Origin of the sequence: Gordonia paraffinivorans NBRC 108238 (assembly GCF_000344155.1) — a bacterium.
Lineage (GTDB): Bacteria > Actinomycetota > Actinomycetes > Mycobacteriales > Mycobacteriaceae > Gordonia > Gordonia paraffinivorans.
Map to the genome: position 1 here is coordinate 12,234 of NZ_BAOQ01000032.1, position 24,915 is coordinate 37,148.

Genomic DNA, 24,915 nt, shown 5'->3' on the forward strand with positions numbered 1-24,915 from the left:
GCCTAACGCACGGTTTAGTTGTGCCCGCAGGGGACACGGTGCCTCCGATCATTGTGACGGCTCCTGGATTTCCATTCTGCGAAGCGCCAGGCTGGTCATGGCATCGCGATCGAACTTGCCGGTCGGCGTCGCCACCCAGTCCTCGTCGGAGACGAAGATGACGTGCTTCGGGATCTTGTAGCCGGCCAGCTTGCCTCGGCAGGCCTCGCGAATTCCCTCCTCGTCAACGTCGACTTCCGGCTTGAGTTGGACAACGGCCGTGACTGCCTCCCCCCACTTGGGATCGGGCACGGCGACCACCATCGCCTTGAGGATCCACGGAAGCTCCATCTGCAAGAAGAGCTCGACCTCCTGGGCGCTGACGTTCTCCCCGCCACTCTTGATCGTTTCCTTGAAGCGACCGCGGTAGTACACGTACCCGCGCTGGTCGACCCAACCGTAATCGCCGCTGTGGAAGTAGCCGTCGGTGTCGAACGACTTTGCTGTCTCCTCGGGCATGTTGTAGTAACCGCTGAACAGCGCCGGACCCTTGAAGCAAATCTCGCCCGGCTGGTCGGGCCCGAGAACGCGGTTGGTGGCCGGGTCCTTGATCACCAGGTCTGTGCCCAGCATCGGCCGGCCGTGGGAGAGTCGCATGACTGACTCGTCGTGGCGGTCCCGGTAGGGCAGGTATGCTTGCGAGGCGACGTACTCGCTGGAGCCGTAGATGTTCCCGTGGTGGGTGATCCCCATACTCTTGATCTCGTCGTAGGACCCCGGCGAGGACCCGATCATGGTCTTGGTGAGACTGGAGATGTCGTGCATAGCGAAGTGGGGATGCCGGTTCATCATCAGGTAATGGACATCGAATCCGAACATCATCGAGATGCGCTCACGTTCGATTACCTTGAGTGCCAGGCCGACGTCGTAGAACTCCATGAGGTGCACGGCGGCACCCCGCAGGTGCGGCATGAGCAGCGTGAGATAGCCCGCGACGTGGTAGTTCGGCGCGACGATCAGCATCTTGTCCGCGGACTCAGCCTCGATGCCGTCGGCGTACCCGGCCACCCCCACCATCAGGCTCTGATGGGTGTGCAGGACCGGTTTGGGGAAACTGGTCGTGCCGGAGGTCAGTAGCATGATCGAGAAGTCGTCCGGCCGGACTTCCGCGCTCAGGGCGGCGAAGCCCTCGGCAGAGTAGTTCTCACCGCTACGGGCGATATCGCCGAGGTCGCCGGCGAATGCATAGCGTTGCCCGCTGCGACTCTCGGCGATGACGCTGCGCAGGTGCGGAAGGGTCTCGATCGACAGCTCACCGGGCTTGGAGGCGTTGAGACCCGGCAGATGCTCCTGGAGTTCGTGCAGGTAGTTGCGACCGCGGAAGGAGTCGGTGGCGATCAGTACGTTCGCCTCGGTGAGAGACAGTCCTTCCTCGATCTCGCGGGCGGTCCAGACGAGGTTGAGCGGAACCGCGATGGCCCCCAGGCGCATCGCTGCGTAGAAGACTGTCACCCACTCGGTGGTGACACCCAGGAGGAAGGCCACTCGGTCGCCCTTACGGACCCCTGCTTGCTGCAAGCCGTCGGTAAGGGCGGCCACCCTACGCCGGAGTTGGAAGTAGCTCAGGCGCTCCTCAACGTCGGGGCCATGGTAGACGAGAGCCTCCCGGTCTCCCCCCTCGTCGCATGTGTAGTCGAAGGTCCGGTTGACGGTCTGACCGAGTGCTTCTTGATACATGGGTTTCTCCTAACTGGGATTGTTACTTGCCCGACCACTGCGGGGGACGTCGCTCCAGGAACGCGCGCGGACCCTCCTGGGCGTCCGCGCTGAGATAGACGCCCTCGAACAGCTGCTCGGCTCGCGCAAAGCCGTAGGCGAGGGAGGGCTCGGCCGCCGCGTACACCATCTGTCTGCTGGCCCGCACGGTGAGTGGTGCGTTGGCGAGGATTGACCGGGCCAGCTCGACCGCGGTGGCTCGGAGCTCGACGGACGGCACCACCTTGTTGACCAGCCCCAACTCGTAGGCCCGCGCCGCGGAGATGCTGTCTCCGGTCATCAGCATCTCCAAGGCCACACGGGGCGGGATGAGCCATGGCAACGGAGCAGCCCAGGGTGCTCCGCGGCCCCACTTCGCCTCGCTGATGGCGAACTTCGCATGGTCAGCCGCGACACACAGGTCAGCCATCTGGGCAAGGAGGAAGCCGCCACCGAGGGCGACGCCGTTGACTGCGGCGATAACCGGCTTGTCCAGCTGGAAGTTGCGGTTGAGCTGCGGAAGGAAGTCCACTGGGGGAACACCTAGTTGAGAGGACGACATCTCCTTGAGGTCGCCCCCGGCGCAGAAGGCCTTGTCCCCGGTTCCTGTGATCACGGCCACCCCGGCAGCACCATCGTCCCGGAACTGGCGAAAGCACGTCCACAGCGAGGCTCGCGCGGTGCTGTCCAACGCATTGGCGGCGTCCGGGCGATCGATAGTGATCCAGCCGATCCCGTGCTCGTCACGCTCGTAGCGCAGCGCCTCGGCCATTCTCACACCCCCTCGCCCAGGTAGGGGACGTGCTCGTCAGCCATATCCCACAGCACCCGCCCGAGAGGTGTTTCCTGCTCCTCGGCGATGTGGCCGACCAGGCCGGCGCAGCGACCGATGAGGGCAAAGCCGCGCACGATCCGGTAGGAGAAACCGATGTCGGACAGGACCGCTGCCACGGCACCCGTGGCGTTCACCGTGACGTGCCGGCCTTTGAGCTCGTCCATGACGCGGCTGAGTGCCTTCAAGAGCTCCGCGTGCTCGCCGCTCACACCATGCTCTTCGGCGATCTCGAGGAGCTTCGGGGTGCGGGGGTCGTCCGGACGATGGATGTGGTGGCCGAAGCCCGGGATCGGACGGCCCGCCGCGAGCAGCTCGGAGAGCCGGTCGCGGGCGAACTCCTCGGCCGTGGTCTCGCCCCGCCGCACCAGGTCCGCGCCCTCCTGCAGCATCTGGGCCGACTCCTCCATCACCCCAAGGAAGGCGCTGCCGGCCCCGAGCAGTCCACCGGCGACGGCCGCCTGCATCGCTTCGGGGGAGCTGGAGTAGATCAGTCGGGCCGCGATCGAGCTGGGAGTCAGCCCGTGCTCCATCACCCCAACCAGACATGCGTCCACCACCGCCTTCTCGCCCTCGGTGGGGAGCCGGCCCCTCAGGTGGAAAAACACCATGCTGGTGAAGTCGGTCGACCCCATCAGGTCGTCGACCAGGCTGCGCCCGCGGATGTAGATCTGATCGACCGTTGAGGTGGCGATCTGGGTACCGATGCCAGGGTCTGTCACTGCTTCTCCTTGGATTGTTGCCAGGGGACGCGATGCCACGAAGGCCTCGCGCGTACTCGTCAAATGGCCTCGACGACCGTTGCCGTCGCCATCCCATAACCGATGCACATGGTCTGAAGGCCGTAGCGAACGCCTCGCCGCTGCATCTCGTGCACCAGAGTGGTCATCAGGCGGGTTCCGGAGCAGCCGGTCGGATGACCCAGCGCAATCGCCCCGCCGTTGACGTTGACCCGCTCCAGCGGCACCCGCAGCTCTCGCTGCCAGGCCAATACGACGCTGGCGAACGCCTCATTGACTTCGTAGAGGTCGATCTCGGAGGCCTCCAGTCCCGCGCGATCGAGAACCCGCGTGGTCGCCTCGATGACGCCGTGCAGCATCATCACCGGGTCCACCCCGACCACCTGGGTGGCCAGAATCCGCGCCCGAGGTTCCAGACCCAGCCGTCGGGCGACGTCGAGGTCCCCGATGAGGACCGCCGACGCCCCGTCGGTGATCTGGCTGGAGTTCCCGGCGTGGATGAGGCCGTCCGCGGTGTACGCCGGCCGGAGTCGGGCGAGTGCCTCGACGCTCGTGTCAGGCCGGATGCCCTCGTCCCGGTCGAGGACGACCGGACCGCCGTCGCGGCCCAGCAGGTGCTCGGCCGGCTGACTCATGACGCCGAAAACCTCCTCCGCTAAGACGCCACTGTCCCATGCGCGAGCGGCTCGACGATGACTCTCGACGCTGAACTCGTCGAGTTCCTCGCGGGTGAGCGACCAGCGGCGGGCGATCATCTCTGCCGCAAGGCCCTGGTTCACGAGCTCGTAGCGCTCGGTGACGGCCGGGGAGGGGTCGACTCCGGCGGCGTCCGATCCCAGCGGGACGCGGCTCATGGATTCCACGCCGGCTGCCAGCACGAGCGACTGCTGGCCAGACATCACGGCCTGGGCGGCGAAGTTGAGTGCTTGCTGACTCGAACCGCACATGCGGTTCATGGTTACCGCGGGGACCTCCTCGGGGAAGCCGGCCGCGAGGACCGCCAACCTTCCGACGTTGCGTCCTTGCTCGCCGACAGCGTTGACGCAACCCACCAGGACGTCCTCTATCTCACGAGGATCGACCGCGTGCCGGTCGACCAGCTCGCGAAGGGCCAGTGCCAGCAGTTCGTCGGGACGGGTCTCGGCCAGCGCGCCGTCACGTCTGCCCAGGGGGCTGCGCACCGTGCCGAGGATGTAGGCGTCAGTCATGAGCTGTCTCCTGGTGATCGTTCATCGCAGGGCCGACTGGCCCAGCAGGGCACGGCCCATCTGGAGGATTTGGATCTGCGAGGTGCCCTCGGGGATCGTCGCTTCGCGAGCGTCGCGGAAGATCCGCTCCACGGGTGACTCCTCCATCAGGCCGGCTCCACCGTGCACCTGCAGTGCCAGCGAGGCAGCCTTGTTCGCGGACTCGCCGCAGTAGTACTTCGCCATCGAGCACTCCTGCCTCCCGGAGTCGCCCGCGTCCAGGGCGCGGGCGGCGTGCATGCCGAGGAGTCGGCTGGTCTGCGTCAGCGTGGCAATCTCCACGACCATCTCCTGCACCAGCTGGAACCCACCCAGGGGTCGACCGAACTGCTGACGGGTGGTGGCGAACTTGATCGACTCCTCGAGGGCCGCCTGGCTCAGGCCGACCGCTCCCATGGCCATGTTCAGCCTGCCGACGTTGATCGCCTTCATGGCCGTCGACAGTCCCCGGCCCACCTCGCCCAGGACGTTGTGCTCGGGGATGCGCGTGCCGTCAAACACGAGCTCACAGCTGCTCGTGCCCCTGACCGGCATGTGCGGAATGTCGTGGACGGCGTAGTCAGACTCCGTGCCGTCGACGAGGAAGGCAGTGATCCCCTTGGGTCCGGCCTCCGGGTCGACCGTGGCCAGGACGATGCCGACATCGGCGTGAAGCGCGTTCGTGATGTAGATTTTGCGGCCCTGCAGCACCCAGGAGTCGCCCTCCTTGCTCGCACGGGTCCGCAGCGACCCGGCGTCGGATCCTGCGTCCGGCTCGGTCATCGCGAACCACGCACGGCGCCGTCCGGAGAGGAGGTCGGGCAGGAAGCGGCTCTTCTGCTCCTCGGTGCCCACCACGGAGATCAGGTACGGAACGATGGTGAGGATGTTCAGCGTAGTGCGCAGCGACCCCCAGCACCGGCCGGCCTCCTCCATCAAGATGGCGAGCATCGAGTAGCTGAGGTCGTCGCCCCCGTCGTCGGGACTCACCAAGCCACCGACGTAGCCGAACTCATGCAGCGAGGGCAGGATCTCCCAAGGGAACGTCCGGGCCTGCTCGTGCTCGGCGACGAGCGGAGCGACCTTGGCGTCGAGGAAGGAACGGACGGAACGCTGCAGATCCAGCTCTTCTTCAGTCAGCATGGTCATGTGGGGGTGTCTCCTTGATCGGGATGGGTGGTGTCGATGAGCATGGGGGTGGTGATCACCTGGACCACGGCACCCTCGTGGTTGACGAGCCGACGCTCCACGATCACGACTCCTCGGCAAGGGTCGCTGGTCGGGCGCAGCTCGATGATCTCGGCCTCGACGTGCACGGTGTCGCCGATCCGCAGGGGGTTGACGAAACGGCAGTCGACGCCGAGCAGGGCAACGAGCGACTCCTGCAGGGATGTCGACAGGGCAGTTCGGGTGAACAGGCCCGAGGCGATCGCGGCACCGAGCAGCCCGTGCGCGATCCGGGTGCCGAACGGCGTCGCAGAGGCTGCCACCTCGTCGGTGTGCAAGGCGTTGAAGTCGCCGGACAGACCGGCGAAGCCGACGACGTCGGCCTCGGTCACCGTACGGCGCGGGGAGGTCGTGGTGGTTCCCACAGCCAGGTCGGTCAACCGGCCACCAGCCTGTTCCATCATGTGTACCGCCCGCCCGACACGTGAATCACGTCGCCGGTGATGAACGAGGCCTCGTCGGAAGCAAGGAAAGCGATGGCAGACGCCACGTCTTGGGGGACCCCGAGCCGGGGCACCGAGTTGTGCTTCCCGGCCAGCTCCACGAGCAGGTCGTGCTTCGGGTGGCGCTGCACCGCAGGAGTGTCGATCAAACCCGGAGCAACGGCGTTCACGGTGATCCCGCGCTTGCCCAGCTCCTTGGCCAAGGCCCGGGTCAGACCGACGACGCCAGCCTTGGCCGCCGCGTAGTTCGCCTGTCCGGGATTGCCCAGGTAGGCCCGAGACGCCACGTTGACGATGCGCCCCTGAGAGCGTTCGATCATGCCCGGAACGACGGCTCGCGAGCACACGAAGGTCCCGAACAGACAGACGTCGACGACTCGACGGAAGTCCTCGTCGGTCATCTTCACCAACGGCGCGTCGATGGGAAAGCCTGCATTGTTCACCAGCACGTCGACGGCTCCGCCGCTCGCACCGATCTCGGCCACGAGTCCGTCCACCTGACGACGGTCGGTGACGTCAGCGACGGCTGGCTCCACTAGGAGGCCGTCAGCGGCCAGCTCATGGGCCGCCGTGGTGACAGCCTCCTCGTCGATGTCGACCAGCACCACCCGGTGGCCGCTGGCCGCCAGCCGCCGGCCGATCTCGCGGCCGAGACCACCCGCACCACCGGTCACCAGTGCCACACGCGAGTTCGTCATCTTGTTCTCCCTGCATCTTGAGTCGTCGTTGTGGGCCGGGCTACGAGGCCGGCATAAGGAAGCCGGACCGACCGCCCGCTCCCGTTCGGCACCCGGTCAAGCCATCGCCGCATGTGCACGTCGTCGCTGATCTCAGTGAAGTCGAGAACGGCGTTAACGGGCAGGTCCGCGGCCACGCAACGGTCCACCCACTCGTCGCGGTCCGCCCGGGCGAACTCATCGGCCAGATCCCCGTTGAGTCGCTCGGCGTGCCGGCAGCGGCCGCCGTAACTGGAGTACTCCTCGCGCTCCAGCCAGTCCTCGCGACCCAGCACCCGGCAGAGGCCTCGCCAGAAGCGGTCTTCCATGCAGGCCACGGCCAGCCAGGACCCATCTCGGCATCGGAAGACGTCATAGGCACCCCGGGACATCAGCTCAGCCTTGGACGGTCCGCCCCGCTCGTCGTACTCGGCCATCCTCGGCTCGGACAACTTCAGCGCCGCGGCTGCCAGCGGCACGTCGAACATGGAGCCGACGCCTGTCTGCTGGCGGAGCAGCAGCGCCGCCAGAATGCCCTGCGTCGCGAAGAGGCTGCCCGCGAGGTCCGCGACGGGTACACCTCCACCCGGATACGGTCTCCCGCTCGGCTCGCCGCTCATCGACAGCAGACCACTGGCTGCCAGGTAGTTCAGGTCGTGCCCGGGGCGGTCGCGGTAGGGGCCTTGGCTGCCATAGCCGTTGAGGGAGCACACGATCAGCCGGGGAAAGCTCGCCATCATCTGGTCGAGGCCGAAGCCCAGTCGTTGCAGCGTTCCGGGGCGGAACCCCTCGACGAGCACGTCACTCTCCTCGAGCAGGTCAAGGAGGCGCCGACGACCCCCGTCCGACTTCAGGTCCAGTCGCACGACCTTCTTCCCCCGCCCCACGATTCGATAGGCGCCCGGCATCATCTCCTGCAGCGGGTCACCGCCGGGAGGCTGCACGTGCACGACATCCGCGCCGAGATCCGCGAGCATGGAGGTCGCCCACGGACCGGGGATGAGCAGCGACAGGTCGACGACGCGAACGCCGTCCAAGGGTTGCGCACCGTCGATCGTCGTCATCGCTCGTCCTCGGCCAGGTGCACTGCGACGGGCGCGCGATGGTGCTGCTGCAAGGTGGCCGATGCGATGTCGCAGATCTCGCGGAGTCGGCGCCCCCAACGCTCGGCCGTGGAGTCGTCGGCCAGGGTCCCCGCCATGGTCAGCGCTGCGACGACCAGCAGTGGTCGGCCTTGATGGAGGACTGGCGCCGCCACCGTGCTGACCCCGAGGGCGAAGCCTTCGCGGTCCATGGCCCAGCCTCGGTCGCGGACGTCCTCGATCTCGCCGAGGAACCGCTCGACGTCGGTGATGCTGTGCTCGGTGTACCGCTGGAGGCCTGCGCTGAGGATCTCCCGCACCAGGGCCGGGTCGTCATAGGCCAGGAAGCATCTCCCGAAGGAGCCGCCCTGGATGGCCAGGGTACTGCCCAGGGGCACCGTGACTCGCAGCCGGTGCCGCGGCTCGACCTTGTCCACGATGGTGACCCGTTCGTGGTCCATGCGCCGGTAGATAACGAACGTGGCGTCCATCTCGTCGAGGAGGTCCAGGATGTAGCGCTTGATCACGCCCAGGTAACCGATCTGCTCGGTTGCCGCCGACCCCAGCTCGACGAGCCTGATCCCCAGGTGGATCTTCCGCGTCTCGCCGTCGGACTCGACCAGCCGTGCCTTGGCCATGGTTCGCACCAGGTAGTAGCACGTGGTGCGTGACAGGCCGGTCGCACTCACCAGATCGGCCAGCCCGAGGGGCCCGTGCTGCTGCAGCGCCTCCAAGATCAGCATGCTGCGCTCGATCGCGGGAACCTGGTAGGCCTTCGCGGTCTGGGCGGCCTCTCCGCGGCTCACGATGTGCCTTCGGTCTCGGTGGTACCGAAGCGGGGCGTACGACCGTCGAGGAAGGCCGCGACGCCTTCGTCCACCTCGCCGGTGGAGAAGGCCGCCGCCTGCGCGTAGGACTCCAGCACCATCGAGGCGTCGAGCTCGGCCTGGTCCTCGCGGTTGATGATGTCCTTGATCATCTGCAGCGCTGCTCGGGGCCCGGCGGCCAGCCGGCGGGCCAACTCGACTGCGGCCTCGACGGCCTGTCCGGGAGCGACGACGCGGTTGACCATCCCGGCAGCGCGGGCGTCCTCCGCGCCGATCGGTTCGGGTAGGAAGGCCATCTCCTTGGCTCGCCGAGGTCCCACGGCCTGGGTCCACAGGTGGAGCGACCCGAGGTCCGGCAGCAGGCCCGCCCTGGTGAAGGTCGGGTGGAACTGGACGTCCGCACCGGCCACAACTACGTCACTGGCGAGGGCCAGGCTGATCCCGGCACCGGCACACACCCCGTTGACGGCGGCGACCACCGGGCACGGGATGGATCGGATGGCCGTCACGACCTCCTGGAAGGCGCGCATCTGCACGCGCCGGACATCGACGTCGGCCTCAGAGAGCAGGGGGTACAGCTCCTTGAGATCACCACCAGCGCAGAACGCCCGGCCCCGACCGCTCAGGACGACCGCCCGGGAGCCCCGTCCTACGGCGCGCAGGGCGTCGGTGAGCTCGGCCATGAGCGTCGAGGACAGTGCGTTCAGCTGTGCCGGCCGGTTCAGCCACACCACGGTGATGCCCGCCGCGATCTCTTCGGCGAGGATGTTCGGCTCGGGGGGCGCGTCCACTGTCATCCGGCTTCTCCCTTCGTGAGCAGAGCGGTGGGGATCTGCATCCGGCTCATCAGGGCGGCCATCGACTTGCCGGTCTCGTCGAACCTCAGGGTCTGCGTGGCTCCTCCGCCGAGGGCGTCGTGCAGGACGACCTGTAGGGACTGGATTCGGGGCAGCTCGTAGACCTGGATGGGGCCGAGCACGACACCGGCGAAGAACGAGCGCAGGCGTTCGGGAGTGACCCAGGTCCGCAGTGCCTCGTACTCGGCCGCTCCGAAGGCCATGATCCCGATGTTGGAGATGTCGCCCTTGTCGCCGGATCGGGTGTAGGCGAGCTCGTTGAGTGTGGTCATCATGGACTCAGATCTCCTCGAACGTCACGCTGACGGGCACCATGTCGCGTGGCACGAGCGTGGGCCACAGGGCGATGACCTCGCGCGGCTTCACAGGTGGACCGAAGGCCGTACCGACCGGTCCAATTGTGCTGACGTGGGTGACCTCGCGGTTCACCATGGCGGCTTCCTCCCGGCTGTCCACGCGGGCGGTCACCCGCAACTCGATCTCCTCGGGGTCGCGCCGCGGGCGCCGCGCCAGCGGGCCGGCCAAGGCGTCGATGCCGACCCGGTCGAAGCGCAGCTCGCGAGGCGTTACGCCGACAATGTCCAGGCGCTTGCGGATGATCTCTTCGCAGCGGTCGGCCTTGGCCATGGTGTCCGGCCAGGGCAGGAGGACCCGCGCCTCGGCGATCCAGCCGTCGGTGTACCCGATCTGGACTTTGAGCATGTCCGGTCGCTCCCGGCCGCTCATGTCCCACAGGCGCACCCGATCCGGCCCCGTCTCCTCCAGCCGGGTCGTGGTCAGATCCGCGATGCCGTCGGGCATCCGGTAGTCGGCGGGGTTGTGCGTCTCGTAGAGCAGGTGCTCCTTGATCGTCCACTGGTTGATCAGGCCACCGGTGTCCGGCAGCTTGGAGATCTCGGCGGTGCCGTCCTGTCGGAAGTCCGCGATCGGGAAGCCCATGTTCCACGGCTCGGGAACGTTCTTCCACTGCGAGCTCATGCCACCGCAGCAGATCCCGGCGCACTCGATCACGTGCGCCACGGTGATCGCCGCCCCGAGCAGGTTCCAGTCCGCATCCTCGAACGACCAGCCGAACTCGTGCATCAGCGGGCCGACGTAGACCGAGCTGTCCGCGAGGCGGCCGCCGATGACGACCTCAGCACCACCGCCCAGAGCCTCGACAATCCCCTCGGACCCGATGTAGGCGTGCGCAGACACGATCCGGTCCGCGATCTCGTCGATGGACCGTTCCCCGGTCTCCATGTTGGCCAAGGTCACCCCAGCCTGGCGGAACTCCCCGATCCGGGACGTCAGGTCGTCACCGCTGATCGCGGCGACCCTTAGCTGGGTGAGATCTGCGTCCCTCGCCACGCGCAGGACTGCCTCGGCTGCGGCCTCACAGTTCGTGCCGCCGCCGTTGAGGACCATCCTGGTGCCGTTGCCGTGGGTGATGGGCAACAGCGCACGCATCCACGGCACCACGTCGGGGATGTAGCCCGTGTCGGGGTTCCTGCGCTTCGCCCGCTGCAGCAACGACATGGTCAGCTCGGCGAGGAAGTCGAAGCCGAGGTAGTCCAGCTCCCCGCGCTTGGCGAGGTCGATGGCGGGCTCGAGCAGATCTCCCCAGTAGCCGGATCCTGCTCCCATGCGCACGGTCTTCATGAGTTGACCCTTCCCATGTGGTGGTTGCGGGTGGCGTCGTTGATGGCGTCGAGCTCGCCAAGGTTCGCTGTGAGGCCGCCGTCGACGACGATCACGTGCCCGGTGACGTACCGCGCCGCAGGCGAGACCAGGTAGTCAACGGCCCCTGCCATGTCGTCCACGGTGCCGAAGTCCTTGATCCCGGACTGGGCGATGAAACGTTCGCGGAGGAACTCGTACTGCGAGCCGCCGTAGATGCGGGAGGAGTCGGTCTCGAAACCACCCGGACGCACGCCGTTGACCGTGATGCCTCGGGGACCGAGCTCGAGCGCGAAGGCGCGCACCAGGCTCTCCACGGCAGCCTTGGCAGCACCCAGCAGACCGTGGCCGGGCATGTAGTGGCTGCTGTCGACACCGCTGATGGCGACCACCCGTCCTGGTCGTCCCTCCATGAGCGGCACTGCCTGCTGGACGCAGCGGACGAAGCCGTTGACGCTCAGCCGGAGAGTTCGTTGCACGTTGGTGTCGTTGAGCTCCAGCAGGGGCTTGAACGCCGTTGCCGCCGCGTTGTTGACCAGGACGTCGAGCCGGCCGAACTGGGCCTGCACGCCCGCGAACATCGCGTCGATCTCATCGGTGCTCTCAAGGTCGGCCTGGATCGCGATGGCGCGAGCGCCCAGCTGCTCCAGGCTGTGCACGGATTCCTGGGCCAAGTCGGCGTTGCGCCGGTAGTTCACCACGATGTCGTGACCCGACCGCGCGAGGTGCTCGGCGATCGCTCGGCCCAGTCCTCTCGATGAGCCGGTAATCAGAGCGACCTTTCGACCGTCCTGGCCGGTCACGTCTGGTTGGGGCATGTCTTCCTCCTGGGAGTTCTCATCAGTCTTGATACCGCGAGTGCGGGTGGTCATGCTGGTGTCGCGTCGGCGTCGTCGTCGGCGTCGTCGGCGAGCACGACCAAGACCGCGCCCGCCTCCACCTGGTCGCCGCTGACGACCAGCACCTCGGCGACGGTCCCGTCAGTGGGGCTGGTCACGGTGTGCTCCATCTTCATGGCCTCGAGCACGACCAGACGGTCTCCGGTCGAGACGACGCAGCCCTGGCTGACCAGCACGTCGAGGACCACGCCGGGCATCGGTGCCGTCGCGGACCCGGCATGCCCCCCAGCATCGGGTGCCGGGAAGCGCGAGAGCTCGCCGAGCGTGGTCATGCCGTCCGCGTCGTGGACGTGGACCACGTCGTCCACCGCAAGCACCGTGTAGGTCCGCCGGATCCCCGCGACCTCCAGGTCGACGACGTCAGCTGACAGGTGGAGGGCGACCGCGTCGACCCGTTCACCGTCAACCTCGGCCGTCACCTCGCGACCGGCGACGGAGAACCCGATGTTCACGGTGGTGTCCTGCACGGCGTACTGCACGCGCTCGAGAGCGCGGTCATGGGAGCGCATAGGGGGGTTGTTGCGCCATCCCGCCGGCACCGCAGGCAGCACCGAGTGCTCCTCGGGGGCGCACGCGTAACCGCTGAGGGCCGCCACGAGGGCGTGCAGCCGCAGCCGCTCGTCCACCGCTCGAGCGGCCAGCAGATCGGGGTGGTCGTCGAGGAAGGAGGTCGGCGTCGTGCCAGCCAGGAACCGGGGGTGCTCCAGCACGTCGACCAGCAGCTGCCGGTTGGTCACCACGCCGTCGACGTGCATCAGCCGTAGGGACTTGGCCAGCACGCCGGCTGCCGTCGTGCGGTCAACCGCGTGCGCGATGACCTTCGCCAACATCGAGTCGTAGTACGTGCTGACCACGGACCCGGCTCGGACGCCAGCATCGACGCGGAGGCCCGGCGTCGACTCGAAGGAGAAGTCGTGGATCCGGCCTGCCGTCGGCAGGAAACCGTTGGCGGGGTCCTCGGCGTACAGGCGGACTTCGATGGCGTGCCCGCTCATCGTCGGGGACAGCGCCTCCTCCGGCAGAGGGAGGCCCTGAGCCACCTCCAGTTGAAGGCGCACGAGATCGAGACCGGTGACGGCCTCGGTCACCGGGTGCTCGACCTGCAGCCTGGTGTTCATCTCCAAGAAGTAGAAGGACCCGTCCTCGGCCAGCACGAACTCCACGGTGCCGGCGCCCCGGTAGTCCGCGGCCCGGGCCGTGGTGACGGCGGCCTCGCTCAGTTGCTTGCGCAAGGTGTCGTTCACAGCTGGAGAGGGACACTCCTCGACAATTTTCTGGTGTCGACGCTGGATCGAGCACTCCCGCTCAAACAGCGCCACCACCTGGTCGTGGTCGTCGGCGAAGACCTGGATCTCGATATGCCGCGGCGCTTCCAGGTAGCGCTCTAGGAAAACCGTCTCGTCACCGAAGGCGGACTGAGCCTCGCGGCGGGCCGCCGCGACCGCATCCGAGGTCTGCTCGAGGTCGCGCACGATGCGCATGCCTCGACCACCACCGCCAGCGGAGGCCTTGACCAAGAGCGGGAAGCCAATGTCTGTGGCAGCCTTGCGAAGCTCCCCCGCGGCGAGGTGGGTGACCTCAATCGCGGGCAGGACGGGTACGCCCAACTCCTGCATCCGGGTCTTGCTCCTGAGCTTGTCACCCATCAGCTCCATCGCCTCGGGCGGGGGACCGATGAACACCAGGCCCGCGTCGAGCGTGGCCCGCGCGAAGTCGGCGTTCTCGGAGAGGAAGCCGTATCCCGGGTGGATCGCCTCTGCCCCCGTGCGCCGAGCCGCCTCGATGATCAGGTCGGCGCGCAGGTAGGTGTCGGTGGCCGTGACACCCGGCAGCCGCACCGCTAGGTCGGCTTCGGTGACGAAAGGTTCATCCTCGTCGGCATCGGAGAAGACCGCCACCGTGCGCAGGCCTGCCTCGCGGCAGGAGCGCATCACCCGTCGGGCGATCTCGCCCCGGTTGGCGACGAGTACGGACCTGAACTTTTGCGTCATCATCTGCCTTACATCCTGAAGACACCGAAGCCGCGGGTGCCCTTGATCTGGTTGGAATGGGCGGCGGAGAGCGCGATCCCCAGCACCGTCCGGGTGTCCCGTGGGTCGATCACGCCGTCGTCGTAGACACGCCCGCTCATGAAGAAGCTGTCGGATTCGCGCTCGATCTGCTGCTCCACCGAGGCCCGCCGCTCCGCATCCGCCGACTCGTCGAACTCCCGACCGGATGCGGCCGCGGCTTGCTGGGCGACGATGGACAGGACGCCGGCAAGCTGTTGAGGTCCCATCACCGCGGTCTTGGAGTTCGGCCAGGAGAACACGAAGCGGGGCTCGTAGGCCCGTCCGGACATGGCGTAGTTGCCGGCCCCGTAGGAAGCGCCCATCAGTAGCGTGATGTGCGGGACGCTGCTGTTCGCTACAGCGTTGATCATCTTGGCGCCGTCTTTGATCATCCCAGCCTGTTCATAGACCTTACCGACGATGAAGCCGGTCGTGTTCTGCAAGAACAGCAGCGGCACGTCGACCTGGTTGGCGAGGAGGATGAATTCCGCAGCCTTCTCGGCCTCCTCCGGGAAGATGACGCCGTTGGCGTTGGCCAAGATACCCACGGGGTAGCCGTGCAGGTGCCCCCAGCCCGTGACGAGGCTAGTGCCGTAGGTCGGCTTGTACTCGTCGAAGCGGGAGTCGTCGAGGACGTGGGCGAGCACGTCGTGGGGTCGGAACGGGACCCGGAGGTCGCTCGAGACGACACCCAGAATATCCTCCGGGTCGCACCGAGGCGGACGTGCCGGCTGCGTGGGGCCCGGACCTAACTTGCGCCAGTTGATGTCGGCCATCACCTGCCGCCCCAGACGGATCGCGTCGCGTTCGTCGACGGCGAGATAGTCCGAGAGGCCCGAGGTCCGGGAGTGCATCTCCGCGCCGCCCAACTCCTCGTCCGTCGACACCTCACCGGTCGCCATCCGCACCAGCGGCGGGCCGCCCAGGAACACCTTGGCCCGCTCCTTGACCATGATCGAGTAGTCGCACATGCCCGGGACATACGCGCCACCGGCGGTGGAGTTGCCGAAGACGATGGCTACGGTCGGGACACCGGCAGCCGACAGGCGCGTCAGGTCGCGGAAGAGTGCTCCACCCGGCACGAAGGCCTCGACCTGGGTGGGCAGGTCGGCGCCGCCGGACTCCACCAGATTGATCACCGGCAGCCGGTTGTGCCGGGCGATCTCGAGGGCACGGATGATCTTCTTCCACGTGAACGGGTTCGATGCCCCGCCACGCACGGTCGGGTCGTTCCCGACGATCACGCACTCAACGCCCGAGACGACCCCAATCCCGGTGACGACGCTGGCGCCGACGGTGAACTCGCTCCCCCAGCCCGCCAGTGCGGAGAGCTCGAGGAACGGCGAGCCACGGTCCAGAAGGAGATCGATTCGCTCCCGCACCGGCATCTTGTCGCGGGAACGGTGTCGTTCGACATACTTGTCGCCACCGCCGGCACGCGCTGCGGCCAATTGCTCATCCAGCAGTGCGATCCGTTGCAGCAGGCTGGACCTGTTCCGCGCGAACGCCTCGGAACTCTTGTCCACCTGAGGGGTAAGCACTGGCATCAGCTATCCCAACTTTCGGGTGTCGTAGCGGTCGCGCAACGACCGCTTGAGGATCTTTCCGCTCGGACCCTTGGGAAGCTCCTCGACGATCTCCAGCGCCTCGGGGATCTTGTACCGGGCGACTCCCTGGTCACGCATGAACTGCTGGAGTTCCTCCAAGGACAGCGTGGCGCCGGTCTTCAGCGAGGCCACCGCGCACACCTCTTGACCGCGCTCCGGGTGGGAGAGCCCGATGACCGAGACCTCGTAGACGCTGGGGTGCCGCTGGATGATCAGCTCCACCTCTGCCGGGCTAATGTTCTGCCCGCCGCGGATGATCATGTCCTTGAGCCGTCCGACGTACCGCAGGCTCCGGTCGGCGCCGATGGTCACGAGGTCGCCGGTGCAAAAGAGCCCGTCGGTGGTGAAGGACCGTTCGTTGATCACGTCGGCGTCCAAGTAACCGGCGAACACTGACGGTCCGCGGACCGCCAACTCGCCCGGCTGACCCGGGGCCGCGTCCTTACCGGTCTCTGGGTCGAGCGCCCGGAACTGGGTCATCGGTAGGAACTCCTCGAGCTGGTCGACCCTGAACAGGTCCTTGCGCTCCTCCAGGGGCTGACCGGGCAGGGTGAAGAAGAACCATCCCTCGGTGGCTCCGAACTCGTTGATAACCGTGATGCCGCGTTCGTCCAGCATCTCGATGATCGTGTGCGGGGGGGCCTCACCGCCACAGCCGACCACGTTGAGGGAAGAGATGTCGTACTTCTCGTCGAGCTCGGGGTGACTCAGCATCGCGAAGTAGATCGCGGGGACGGCGATTATGTAATTGACTCGCTCGGCCGTGATCTGCTGCAGGAAGACGTCAACGTCGAAAGGCTCGTGGGTGACGAACTTGCCGCCCGCCATGATCCACGGGTACATCTCGACACCCAGACCGCCCATGTTGGCGTAGGGGAAGGGACCGGAGAAGACCGAGTCGGCCCCGTGTCCCGAGGCACGCAGAATCGCACGAACCGTGACCATCCAGGAGTTGGGCGTACGGGGCACGACCTTCGGCTTGCTCTCCGTCCCGGTCGTCAGACAAAGTGTGAGCGCCTCATCGGCCGACACCTCAAGCGCGTCCAGCACCGCTGTGTCGCTCGGGTTCCCGTGGAGCATGGGCTCGAGCGCGAAGTCGGCCTCGGCCCGATCCTCGGCGCCGAGGGCGACGACGGTTTTCAGCAACGAGCCCTCGGCGTCTTTGGCGCCGTGGACCATGGCGAGGAAGTCCTCGCCCCTGAACTCACCCATGCAGATGGCCGCAGTGGCCTTCGTCTTGGTGATGGCATAGGTGATCTCCGAGGAACGCTGCCGCATCGGCGCAAAGGTGCCCACGGCGCCGATTCGGTCCAGGGCGAGGTGGGCGAGCACGAACTCCACGCTGTTGGGCAGTTGGACGAAGACCACGTCACCCTGCTCCACGCCCGCGTCGAGAAGGCCCAGCGCGAGCGCGTCTACGTGGCGCTTGACCTCAGCCCACGACAGTCGCATCGGCGCACGGCCCATGAGTTGCTGCTTGTCCGGTTGGTCGACGATCGCTTCCCGGTCGCCACGGTTCGCGGCGTGCTCCGCGACGTAGGAACTCCAGGTGCGGTCCTGCCACACCCCTGCCTCGTGGTACCGCGCGGTCAGCGCATCCGCGTACGGCCTCATCTGGGCTCCCCTTTCGGACTGTCTCAGTAGCTGCGTGGCAGCCCAAGCGAATGCTGGGCGATGAAGTTGAGCACCATCTCGCGAGAGACGGGCGCGATCTTGAGAACACGAGCGAAGCCCCATGCATCAGCAAGCCCGTACTCGGTCGCCATGCCGTTGCCGCCGTGGGTCTGGATGGCCCGATCCAGTGCCTCGATCGCAGCGTCGGCGGCCGCGAACTTGGCAATGTTCGACGCCTCACCGGCGGGGTGCTGGTGGTCGTAGAGCCAGGCCGCCTGGCGGGTCATCAGTCGGGCCAGCTCAACGTGCATGTGAGCCTCAGCCAGCGGGTGGCTGATGCCCTGGTGGGCGCCAATCGGGGTGCCACCCCAGACCGAACGCTCGCGGGCGTAGCGCGCGCCCCGCTCAAGAGCGAACCGCCCGATACCGTTGGATGTGGCGGCGCTCATGATCCGTTCGGGGTTGAGACCGAAGAAGATCTGGCGCAGGCCGTTGTCCACCTCGCCCAGCAGGGCGTCCTCGCCGAGGCGGAGGTCGTCGAAGTACAAGGTGAACTGCTTCTCGGGGGCCACCACCTCGACAGGGATGACCGTCATGCTCAGCCCCGGGCTGTCCGTGGGGACGATGAACAGCGAGAGCCTCGCGCGGCCGCTGGAGTCGTCCATCGAGGTCCTCACCACCACGAGCACCGCATCAGCCTCGTCGACCCCCGAGCAGTAGTACTTCTTCCCGTTCAGCACCCACTCGTCCCCGTCGCGCCGGGCGGCGGTGGAGATCAGATGGCTGTTCGACCCGGCGTCGGGCTCGGTGATCGCAAAGGCCATTTTGATGTCGCCGGTGGCCAAGCCCGGCAGCCAGCGCTCCTTCTGGTCGGCCGAACCGAATCGAGCGATCACCGATCCGCAGATAGCCGGCGACACGATCATCATCAACAGCGGCGACCCCAGGGCCGCCAGCTCCTCGGCCACGATCGCGAGCTCCTCGATGCCCATCCCGCCGCCGCCGTACTCCTCGGGCAGGTTGACACCGATAAAGCCGGCTTCGCCGATCGCCTTCCACAACTCGTCAACCTTCCGCCCGTTGCGGGCGCGATCGACGTACCACGCGTGATCGTAGGGCCCGGCAATGGCCCTGACTGACTCACGGATCGAGTTCTGCTCGTCCGATTCCAGTAGCGACACGACGTACCCCTTACCTGAAAGTTAGTGAGCTGAGGTGAATCACCTTAGGGCCTATTCAACATACTGGCAAGTCGTTCAACATATTGAGCGGTATCGCTCCGAGGGCACGGTGGTCGGCCTCCATCAAGACCCGCCGGCGTCGCCCTTCGAGCCTTAAGCCCGGATCCACCGATCGGCATGGCCGGGATGAGGTGATGGTGGTCGGTTCCGGGTGAGGGCGCCGGGGCGCGATGATCTGCCGGACCTCACTGTCCGGGGTGTTCCACGTTGTTCCTCGTCGCGCAGCTGTGGCTGCTGGTTGGTCAGGCCGCGAGGGCGGGTGGCGGGTCGCTGACTCGGTCAAACAAGGCAGTCCAGGCGGTCTCCCAGGGCCAGGCTTGTGGCAGATGCAGAGTGACCCGTCGTGCTGAGGTCGCGACCCGTGCTGGCACGGTGATCAGCTTGCGACGGATCGTGGCGGTGGTGGCCTTCGCGATCTGCGGGTCGGTGAGGCTGGCGGCGGCTCGGGTGAGGTTGAACGCCATCACGGCGAGCACCAACCAGGCCGCGTTGGCAGTGAACACCCCGGACGGCAGGTGCGCCAACGCTGCGTGTTTGAGGTCAGCGTGGACCTGCTCGATGACCGCGTGATGGCGGTGGATCGCATCGGCGGCGACGGTGTCGAGCACGTCGGCGTCGGTGGTGGTGAAGAACGCATGGAACCGCCAGGTGTCAAACAGGGTGTCTTGGCCGGCTGCCTTGTTCTTCTCGGCGTTGAAGTCCGGGATCCGCCGGACCACCAGCCGGCCCGGCACGTGGTCGGTCTTCTTCTGGGCGGCAAACGCGGTGAAACCGATCTCGGCGACCTCGGCCCGTGAGACCCACCGGCCACTGGCTTCGTCGAAGACGGCATGGGTGTACTCGATGGTGGTCCACGCATCGTCGTCGATGGTGGCGATGGCGGCCTTGACCCGCTTGTCCATCCGCACGGTCACCGACACCGCGGCCCCACCCTTGAGGGCGGCGTGAACTGGTCCGCGGCCGTAGAACGCCGAATCCATCCGCACTAGGACCGGGTGGGACTTGTCGAGCAGTCGTCGGGCGGTCCGCACCGCATCGCCGACCAGTCGCTTCGCACCGCGTGGTGACCCAGTCGAGCCCTTGCGGAGCCGTTGGGCCACGATCACCGGGACGGCGCCGGCGATGGTGAGGGTGGCGAGCAGGGCGTTGAGGCCACGGACACCTGAGTAGCCGAACCCGGCGCCCTGCTTGGCGTGGCCATGGACCTCGATGATCGTGTCGTCGACATCGAGCAACGCGTAGTCAGCACTCGCGTCTGCATCCGGGCTCACCTCGGCTGACGGACGCAACAGCTCGGTGAGTCCTGCCAGCGCGATGAGGAACCTCGACGCGATCGCGTCGAGCTGACGCACGTGCCCGAAGGTGAACGCCCGCAGGAAGGAACCCAACGTCGAAGGCGCGTAGGCGCGGGCGAATACCCTCCCCATGCCGCCGTGACGCAACAGCGCCATGTCATCGATCGAATCGGCACCAGCGACCATCCCACCGACCAGCGAGGCGACCTTCAACCCGGCGTTCGCGCCCTTGTCGCCCGGCACCGTCAAGTGCTGATCCGCCAGATCACGCAGCCCAGCGGACTCGGCCAACGCGAGCACCGGAACCAGACCACCGGCCGACACGAGATTCGGATCATCGAAGACCGCCGACGTCGCCCGCGACGTGTGAGAGAGTTTCACCTCAGAGATGTCCCTTGTGTTCGGTCGAATCGTTGCCTCAAGAACTCCGATTCTCCCGCTACACAAGGGCATTCTCGTTTACGGCGCGCTCACCAGACCAAGTTCATCGGTGGATCCGGGCTTAGATCGTGACCAGGACGACGCCCGCGATGTTGAGGCCAGCGAGCTCCAGGGGTCGCCGCGGACCGGGCGGCCCCACAGCGACGACGTAGCTCATCGAGCCGTCATCGATGTCTGTGCGGCGCCGAAGAACTTCGACATACCGCGGCGGCCGCGTCCTCAGCCCTTGGAGCACGTGCCGGTAGTAGGAGCCGGGAAAGTGTCCCGGGTCCTCCGGCACCTCCGGGAAGAGGGGCGCGCCGGGGAGACCGGTGGGCGCGGCGCTCGCCGCCCGGAAAGCTCCACGACGGTGGTCGCTGACCGCCCGGAAGATGCGCTTGGCGACCTCTCGCGGCCCGGCCTGATCGTCCAGTAGGAAGGCGCGTAGTTGGCCCTCAGGGATCTCTGGGAGGTTGATGTCCCGGACTGGGCCGCTCTGTCGTTCTGGGTCGACGAGGTCCTCCAGGGGGAGACCCTCGTCGAGCACCAGGTTCGCTGTGTCAACTGGAGAGGGCCACGACCAGCCGCCGCTCAACTGATAGGCGGTGATCATCGAGATGGCCATCCGACGGCACCCCAGGCAGTCCGCCTCTTGGGAGTGGAAGCACGGCAGGTCGGCGCGAAATACCCGCCCGCCGGTGTAAACCCCGTACAGCGCCGGCACCTGAAGCTGCTCCGCTGCCCTCAGCAAGTCGCGCAGCTGCTGGCCGTCGTTGTGGCTGATGTCGATATGCCATCGTGAGCCTTCGCGGCTGAGCCGCTTGGCCTGCACCAGCATGCCGAAGCACAGGCTGCTCGAACTGTCCAGCCACCACCACAGGTAGTCGCCGCCGACGACAGCCTCCTGGCGTCGGTTGAACTTGATGACCTTCACGTGCGGATACCCGCGATGGACCGCGACGTCGGTCACCGACTCCTCGACCCATCCGTGTCCGAGCTCGTCGAGTTCGTCCATGTATGCCTCGGCGGTCTCGCGGATCCGGGTGAAGGAGGCCAGGACTTCCCAATGCGTCATGACGGCTCGAGGGCGGGGCGGGTGCGATAGACCTGCACCTGATCGCGCAGCTCGTTGCTGGCGATCGCCAGGCCGGCGTACGCCGCGGCGGCCGCCGCCAGGTTGAACGACGACGCCGGCGTGCAGACGACGTCGGAGACGCTCAACGAGCCGTCCTCGAGTCGATCCGCGAAGGTGTCCGCGGCCGCGGCCGCATCCGCCGCGTGCTGGGTGATCCCTGCGGGAACGGGCTTGCCTGTACCGGAGACGAAGGCCTCCCAGACGAACAGCTCGGCCTCACCGGCCAGCCATGGCTCTGGCTTGGTGGTGCACCTCAGCCCGGGCATTCCGGAGCCAACGCGCTCGAGCAGCCACGCGAGCTGGACTAGCCCCGTGGCCAGGGATCCGCTGCCGGCGCCGGCCGACCAGGGCCTGGAACGTCCGTCGACGGTCTCGCCCTGCCGCGCCTGTCCGAGCGTCTTCCAGCTGTCGGCCGGTCCCACCTGGCTGACCGGAACCATGAGCGGAGCCTCGAACCCGAGTGCCACCGGGACACCGGCGCGGAGCGCCTCGAGGACGGCGAGCGCCGCCCCCTCGGGGTGACTGCCTCCCTCGCCGACCGGTCGCCGGCCGGGAAGGTCGAGGGCAGCCCAGGCGAAGTTGCTCCGTACCGAGCCCACGTCGACGGCGACGACCCGTGGCTCCATCAGACTTCCGCCCAGCTGAGGCCGAGGATCCGGAAGGCCTCCTGGACGTCGGGGTGCTCGGGGGACAGGGCGTGGTGCTCGATGGCGTCGAGGGTCCGGCTGATTGCGGGATCCTCGGCGCGCTCGAACACCGCCCAGAGCGGGAGGTCGTCGCCGTGGCGGGAGGCGAACGTGACGCCGTCGAGCTCCGTGGTCGCGTGAAGGTAGGTCGCCACCGACTGTGTGAGCGCTCGTGGGCGCCCGTCCTTGAGCGCGGCCGCGTCGAAGTCGTGCAGGTTCAGCAGGTGCGCCAGGGCGACGAACTGCGGGCGCAGGGCCGCGATCGACTCCGCGGCCGTCACTGCGCAGAAGCGACCGGTCAGTGTCGCGCTGGCCGCCGAGCGCGGCTCGAGCCAGGAGTAGGAGATCTCGCCGGCGCGCCCGGTCGGGTGCATCGCGGCGTCCTCGTCGTCCTCCTCGATGTCGTCGAGCTCGAGCGCGAGGGTCGGGTCAGGCCGGAACCCAGCGAGGACCTCGAGAAGGCAGGCCAGGAGCGTGGAGCCGGCGTAGATGGTGCGGAAGTTGCCCTGCCGGTCGTCCCAGCGACCGTGGAACCGGCCGTCGGCGCCGGCCCACTCCCAGCCGGACCAGGCCCAGGGCTCCGGCTTGAAGCCGACGCGCCAGACCGTCTCGGCGGCGTCGACGACGACCAGCTGAGGTGCCTCGGTCACCAGTGGAGTCACCCGGCCGCAGCGAACGCGCGCGCGGCCGCCAGGACCTCGGGGCCGACCTGCTCCAGGTCGCCCTCACGCAGCAGCCGGGCCGGCGCGACGTCGTCGAGGCGAGGGTTCATGCCCTGGAACCACGCCTGGACGACGGCGGCCGAATCCTTCTCGCGGAGCAGGGCTGCGATCCGGTACGCCATCCGCAGCCGGTTGACGACCTCGGTGGACGGGGTGCGTGCGTCGGCCGAGTCGGCCCACTGCCGCACCGCGCGGGTCTCCTGGACCGAGCCCAAGTAGGCCACGAGCTTGGCGCCGAGCAGGTCGCGCAGTCGCTCGACGAGCTCCGGCGTGGGCAGCCGCACCGACTCCTCGTAGGCGCGCAGGTCGCCGCGGGCGATGGTCGACTGGGTGCTCATACCTGCAGTGTGCCACCCGGAGCACCGCAATCCAATAGCGAATCGCGGGTGAAATCACAGGGTACATCACACCGCCGATAATGGATATTATGACATTTCCTCAGCTCAGGGCAGCGGCCTGACTGAACGCCCACCGCTCCCGATGATCGCAACTTGTTACTCGACACCCTCGTCGTCAGGAGGGCTGAGGCTGGAGGAATCTACCCAGACCCGATACTCCTCGCCGACCGCGAGGACTCGGGTGGCCTTGCTAGAGGGGTCGTGAGGATTGAGTGTGACTTGAGAGCCATCGACGCTCGCAACTGTCGCGTCGAGGAAAGATGCGACCAGACCGAGGCGGTGATCTGTCTCGTCGAGGGTGATGGTGAGCGGTGTAGTGACAGCAACGTTGATTCGTGCGCCGGGAACGAGTGTGGGTCCATCATCGCTATCGACTGTGAGTGTGAACGGCGCCCAGGTTGCCGTGGCGGGGTCTCCTTGAAGCAGCGTCGCGGCTTCGAAGATCCTCTTGAGTTCCAGCGAGGAGATCTCGGAGGGCATGCGTAGCAGCTCGTTGCAATGCTGTTGGATGATGTGCAGGGCGCTAACCACTCGGGCAGTTAGGTGGAGATCGTTCTCTCGGTCTTGCTGTAGGGGCGTCCCAAAGTCGTATCGCCGCGGACCGTAGCTCGGGCTGATACCCAGACACACCCCACGCTCTAGTTCATCCATGAACGCGAATGTATCGACGAGGTCGGCGGGAAGTCGCCCCCTGATCTCCCAGCCTATGGTGATCGTGACGTCGAGCTCGGCGCTGTCTGGCATGCTCTTGATTTCGAGCTTGAACAACTCGGCGGCATCAGTCCACACGACGCGGACTCCTCCGCGTACTCCCCTGGTCAACTCGGTTCGGTGCAGTTCCAGCTCCGCGACGATTGCGCCGGCCGGGTTACGGGCACCCACCATGAGGGTGGGCGGAGGATCCTGCTCGCCGTCTTCGGAAGATCCTGCGATTATTCGGATCTCGGCATTGCCCAAGACTCCGCCCAAATTTCCAGGCAAGTCAAGCTCGGCCGACGCGGCGTCAGCTGGAACGTACACATCAGTTCCGAAGTTGAGAAACTGTTCGAAGCTCTCGGCGAGTTCGGGATTGCCCGCGGTGTTGACCCGCACCTTCGTAGTGATAGGTCGTTCCTCGAGCGCAGCGTAAAACTTGGCGTAGACCTTGACGTGAAGCCACAGGGGCCCATGTTGCTCGGACGCGACGGCAACTAACCAGGGTTCGTCTCTTGCAACGGGCGGCCCGTCGGAGGTTTCGAAGTGGTAGCGGTAGTGCGGATCGTTGTTGGCCGCGCGTGCGAGTGCCATGATTCGTTCGCCAATATCACTGGGCTGCAACCTCTGTCCCTGCGCTGCAGTCGTGTCACCGCGAATGATGGCGGTGAGGTCAGCTAGTTGTTCGACAAGCCTGTCTTTGCCACCGTTGAGGTAGTAGTCGACTAGATCAGGATGGCGGCCAGCGAGAATGTCGAGGTGAGTCAGGCCCATCCATGACCATGATGAGATCCCGCGCGCCGCGACTAAG

Annotated in this window: 23 protein-coding genes; all 23 read right to left on the reverse strand. The window is 66.9% G+C overall.

The features are described 5' to 3' along the window. Nucleotides 1–48 precede the first annotated feature (48 nt). Nucleotides 49–1,716: a class I adenylate-forming enzyme family protein gene (locus GP2_RS15455; protein ID WP_006901467.1), complete on the reverse strand. Its 1,668-nt coding sequence runs from the start codon at nt 1,714–1,716 to the stop codon at nt 49–51. 22 nt (nt 1,717–1,738) lie between these two features. After that, nucleotides 1,739–2,506 carry an enoyl-CoA hydratase-related protein gene (locus GP2_RS15460; protein WP_006901468.1) on the reverse strand — a complete coding sequence of 256 codons (768 nt, stop codon included), beginning with the start codon at nt 2,504–2,506 and terminating at the stop codon, nt 1,739–1,741. A gap of 2 nt (nt 2,507–2,508) precedes the next feature. Further along, nucleotides 2,509–3,288: a citryl-CoA lyase gene (locus GP2_RS15465; protein ID WP_006901469.1), complete on the reverse strand. Its 780-nt coding sequence runs from the start codon at nt 3,286–3,288 to the stop codon at nt 2,509–2,511. Between the two features lie 59 nt (nt 3,289–3,347). After that, the gene (locus tag GP2_RS15470) at nt 3,348–4,514 is read right to left on the reverse strand and encodes a thiolase family protein (protein ID WP_006901470.1); all 1,167 of its coding nucleotides are present in this window, start codon (nt 4,512–4,514) and stop codon (nt 3,348–3,350) included. A 21-nt stretch (nt 4,515–4,535) separates the two neighbouring features. Continuing rightward, the gene (locus GP2_RS15475) at nt 4,536–5,681 is read right to left on the reverse strand and encodes an acyl-CoA dehydrogenase family protein (RefSeq protein WP_006901471.1); all 1,146 of its coding nucleotides are present in this window, start codon (nt 5,679–5,681) and stop codon (nt 4,536–4,538) included. Beyond that, nucleotides 5,678–6,139, reverse strand: a complete 462-nt coding sequence (locus GP2_RS15480) for a MaoC/PaaZ C-terminal domain-containing protein (protein ID WP_207082387.1) — start codon at nt 6,137–6,139, stop codon at nt 5,678–5,680. The genes GP2_RS15475 and GP2_RS15480 overlap by 4 nt, the downstream gene beginning before the upstream one ends. A 20-nt stretch (nt 6,140–6,159) precedes the next feature. After that, nucleotides 6,160–6,885, reverse strand: coding sequence for an SDR family oxidoreductase (locus tag GP2_RS15485; RefSeq protein ID WP_207082388.1), 726 nt, complete (start codon nt 6,883–6,885; stop codon nt 6,160–6,162). 11 nt (nt 6,886–6,896) lie between these two features. Beyond that, nucleotides 6,897–7,982 carry a CaiB/BaiF CoA transferase family protein gene (locus GP2_RS15490; protein WP_006901474.1) on the reverse strand — a complete coding sequence of 362 codons (1,086 nt, stop codon included), beginning with the start codon at nt 7,980–7,982 and terminating at the stop codon, nt 6,897–6,899. After that, on the reverse strand, nt 7,979–8,806 hold the full coding sequence (locus tag GP2_RS15495; protein ID WP_051997243.1) for an IclR family transcriptional regulator: 828 nt from the start codon (nt 8,804–8,806) through the stop codon (nt 7,979–7,981). Before GP2_RS15495 ends, GP2_RS15490 begins: the two co-directional genes overlap by 4 nt. Then, a complete protein-coding gene (locus tag GP2_RS15500) occupies nt 8,803–9,624 on the reverse strand; it encodes an enoyl-CoA hydratase/isomerase family protein (RefSeq protein WP_006901476.1) in 822 nt (273 codons plus the stop codon). Before GP2_RS15500 ends, GP2_RS15495 begins: the two co-directional genes overlap by 4 nt. Further along, nucleotides 9,621–9,959 carry an AtuA-related protein gene (locus GP2_RS15505; RefSeq protein ID WP_006901477.1) on the reverse strand — a complete coding sequence of 113 codons (339 nt, stop codon included), beginning with the start codon at nt 9,957–9,959 and terminating at the stop codon, nt 9,621–9,623. The genes GP2_RS15500 and GP2_RS15505 overlap by 4 nt, the downstream gene beginning before the upstream one ends. Before the next feature lie 4 nt (nt 9,960–9,963). Next, nucleotides 9,964–11,325: an acyclic terpene utilization AtuA family protein gene (locus GP2_RS15510; RefSeq protein ID WP_006901478.1), complete on the reverse strand. Its 1,362-nt coding sequence runs from the start codon at nt 11,323–11,325 to the stop codon at nt 9,964–9,966. Then, nucleotides 11,322–12,161, reverse strand: a complete 840-nt coding sequence (locus tag GP2_RS15515; protein WP_157211707.1) for an SDR family oxidoreductase — start codon at nt 12,159–12,161, stop codon at nt 11,322–11,324. Before GP2_RS15515 ends, GP2_RS15510 begins: the two co-directional genes overlap by 4 nt. Before the next feature lie 50 nt (nt 12,162–12,211). Then, nucleotides 12,212–14,236: an acetyl/propionyl/methylcrotonyl-CoA carboxylase subunit alpha gene (locus GP2_RS15520; RefSeq protein WP_006901480.1), complete on the reverse strand. Its 2,025-nt coding sequence runs from the start codon at nt 14,234–14,236 to the stop codon at nt 12,212–12,214. Nucleotides 14,237–14,241: 5 nt separating this feature from the next. Beyond that, nucleotides 14,242–15,843, reverse strand: a complete 1,602-nt coding sequence (locus GP2_RS15525; protein ID WP_217997247.1) for an acyl-CoA carboxylase subunit beta — start codon at nt 15,841–15,843, stop codon at nt 14,242–14,244. Next, nucleotides 15,844–17,514 (reverse strand): AMP-binding protein, encoded by a 1,671-nt coding sequence (locus GP2_RS15530; RefSeq protein WP_006901482.1) that lies wholly within the window; start codon nt 17,512–17,514, stop codon nt 15,844–15,846. A gap of 23 nt (nt 17,515–17,537) precedes the next feature. Beyond that, nucleotides 17,538–18,695 (reverse strand): acyl-CoA dehydrogenase family protein, encoded by a 1,158-nt coding sequence (locus tag GP2_RS15535; RefSeq protein ID WP_006901483.1) that lies wholly within the window; start codon nt 18,693–18,695, stop codon nt 17,538–17,540. Between the two features lie 302 nt (nt 18,696–18,997). After that, nucleotides 18,998–20,431, reverse strand: coding sequence for an IS1380 family transposase (locus tag GP2_RS15540; RefSeq protein WP_006901484.1), 1,434 nt, complete (start codon nt 20,429–20,431; stop codon nt 18,998–19,000). 121 nt (nt 20,432–20,552) lie between these two features. After that, on the reverse strand, nt 20,553–21,545 hold the full coding sequence (locus tag GP2_RS15545) for a DUF6615 family protein (RefSeq protein WP_006901485.1): 993 nt from the start codon (nt 21,543–21,545) through the stop codon (nt 20,553–20,555). Further along, the gene (locus tag GP2_RS15550) at nt 21,542–22,231 is read right to left on the reverse strand and encodes a hypothetical protein (RefSeq protein WP_006901486.1); all 690 of its coding nucleotides are present in this window, start codon (nt 22,229–22,231) and stop codon (nt 21,542–21,544) included. Before GP2_RS15550 ends, GP2_RS15545 begins: the two co-directional genes overlap by 4 nt. Next, nucleotides 22,231–22,941: an RES domain-containing protein gene (locus tag GP2_RS15555; protein ID WP_006901487.1), complete on the reverse strand. Its 711-nt coding sequence runs from the start codon at nt 22,939–22,941 to the stop codon at nt 22,231–22,233. Before GP2_RS15555 ends, GP2_RS15550 begins: the two co-directional genes overlap by 1 nt. Nucleotides 22,942–22,949: 8 nt before the next feature. Further along, nucleotides 22,950–23,351, reverse strand: coding sequence for a hypothetical protein (locus tag GP2_RS15560; RefSeq protein WP_006901488.1), 402 nt, complete (start codon nt 23,349–23,351; stop codon nt 22,950–22,952). A 156-nt stretch (nt 23,352–23,507) separates the two neighbouring features. After that, a partial coding sequence (locus tag GP2_RS15565) for a hypothetical protein (protein WP_006901489.1) occupies nt 23,508–24,915 on the reverse strand: 1,408 nt, incomplete at its 5' end.

Coding starts and splice junctions, on each gene's coding strand:
- GP2_RS15500 (WP_006901476.1), bottom strand. CDS start 9,624: ATGACAGTGGACGCGCCCCCCGAGCCGAACATCCTCGCCGAAGAGATC.
- GP2_RS15520 (WP_006901480.1), bottom strand. CDS start 14,236: ATGATGACGCAAAAGTTCAGGTCCGTACTCGTCGCCAACCGGGGCGAG.
- GP2_RS15490 (WP_006901474.1), bottom strand. CDS start 7,982: ATGACGACGATCGACGGTGCGCAACCCTTGGACGGCGTTCGCGTCGTC.
- GP2_RS15510 (WP_006901478.1), bottom strand. CDS start 11,325: ATGAAGACCGTGCGCATGGGAGCAGGATCCGGCTACTGGGGAGATCTG.
- GP2_RS15505 (WP_006901477.1), bottom strand. CDS start 9,959: ATGATGACCACACTCAACGAGCTCGCCTACACCCGATCCGGCGACAAG.
- GP2_RS15530 (WP_006901482.1), bottom strand. CDS start 17,514: ATGAGGCCGTACGCGGATGCGCTGACCGCGCGGTACCACGAGGCAGGG.
- GP2_RS15545 (WP_006901485.1), bottom strand. CDS start 21,545: ATGACGCATTGGGAAGTCCTGGCCTCCTTCACCCGGATCCGCGAGACC.
- GP2_RS15470 (WP_006901470.1), bottom strand. CDS start 4,514: ATGACTGACGCCTACATCCTCGGCACGGTGCGCAGCCCCCTGGGCAGA.
- GP2_RS15455 (WP_006901467.1), bottom strand. CDS start 1,716: ATGTATCAAGAAGCACTCGGTCAGACCGTCAACCGGACCTTCGACTAC.
- GP2_RS15560 (WP_006901488.1), bottom strand. CDS start 23,351: ATGAGCACCCAGTCGACCATCGCCCGCGGCGACCTGCGCGCCTACGAG.
- GP2_RS15515 (WP_157211707.1), bottom strand. CDS start 12,161: ATGCCCCAACCAGACGTGACCGGCCAGGACGGTCGAAAGGTCGCTCTG.
- GP2_RS15475 (WP_006901471.1), bottom strand. CDS start 5,681: ATGACCATGCTGACTGAAGAAGAGCTGGATCTGCAGCGTTCCGTCCGT.
- GP2_RS15550 (WP_006901486.1), bottom strand. CDS start 22,231: ATGGAGCCACGGGTCGTCGCCGTCGACGTGGGCTCGGTACGGAGCAAC.
- GP2_RS15460 (WP_006901468.1), bottom strand. CDS start 2,506: ATGGCCGAGGCGCTGCGCTACGAGCGTGACGAGCACGGGATCGGCTGG.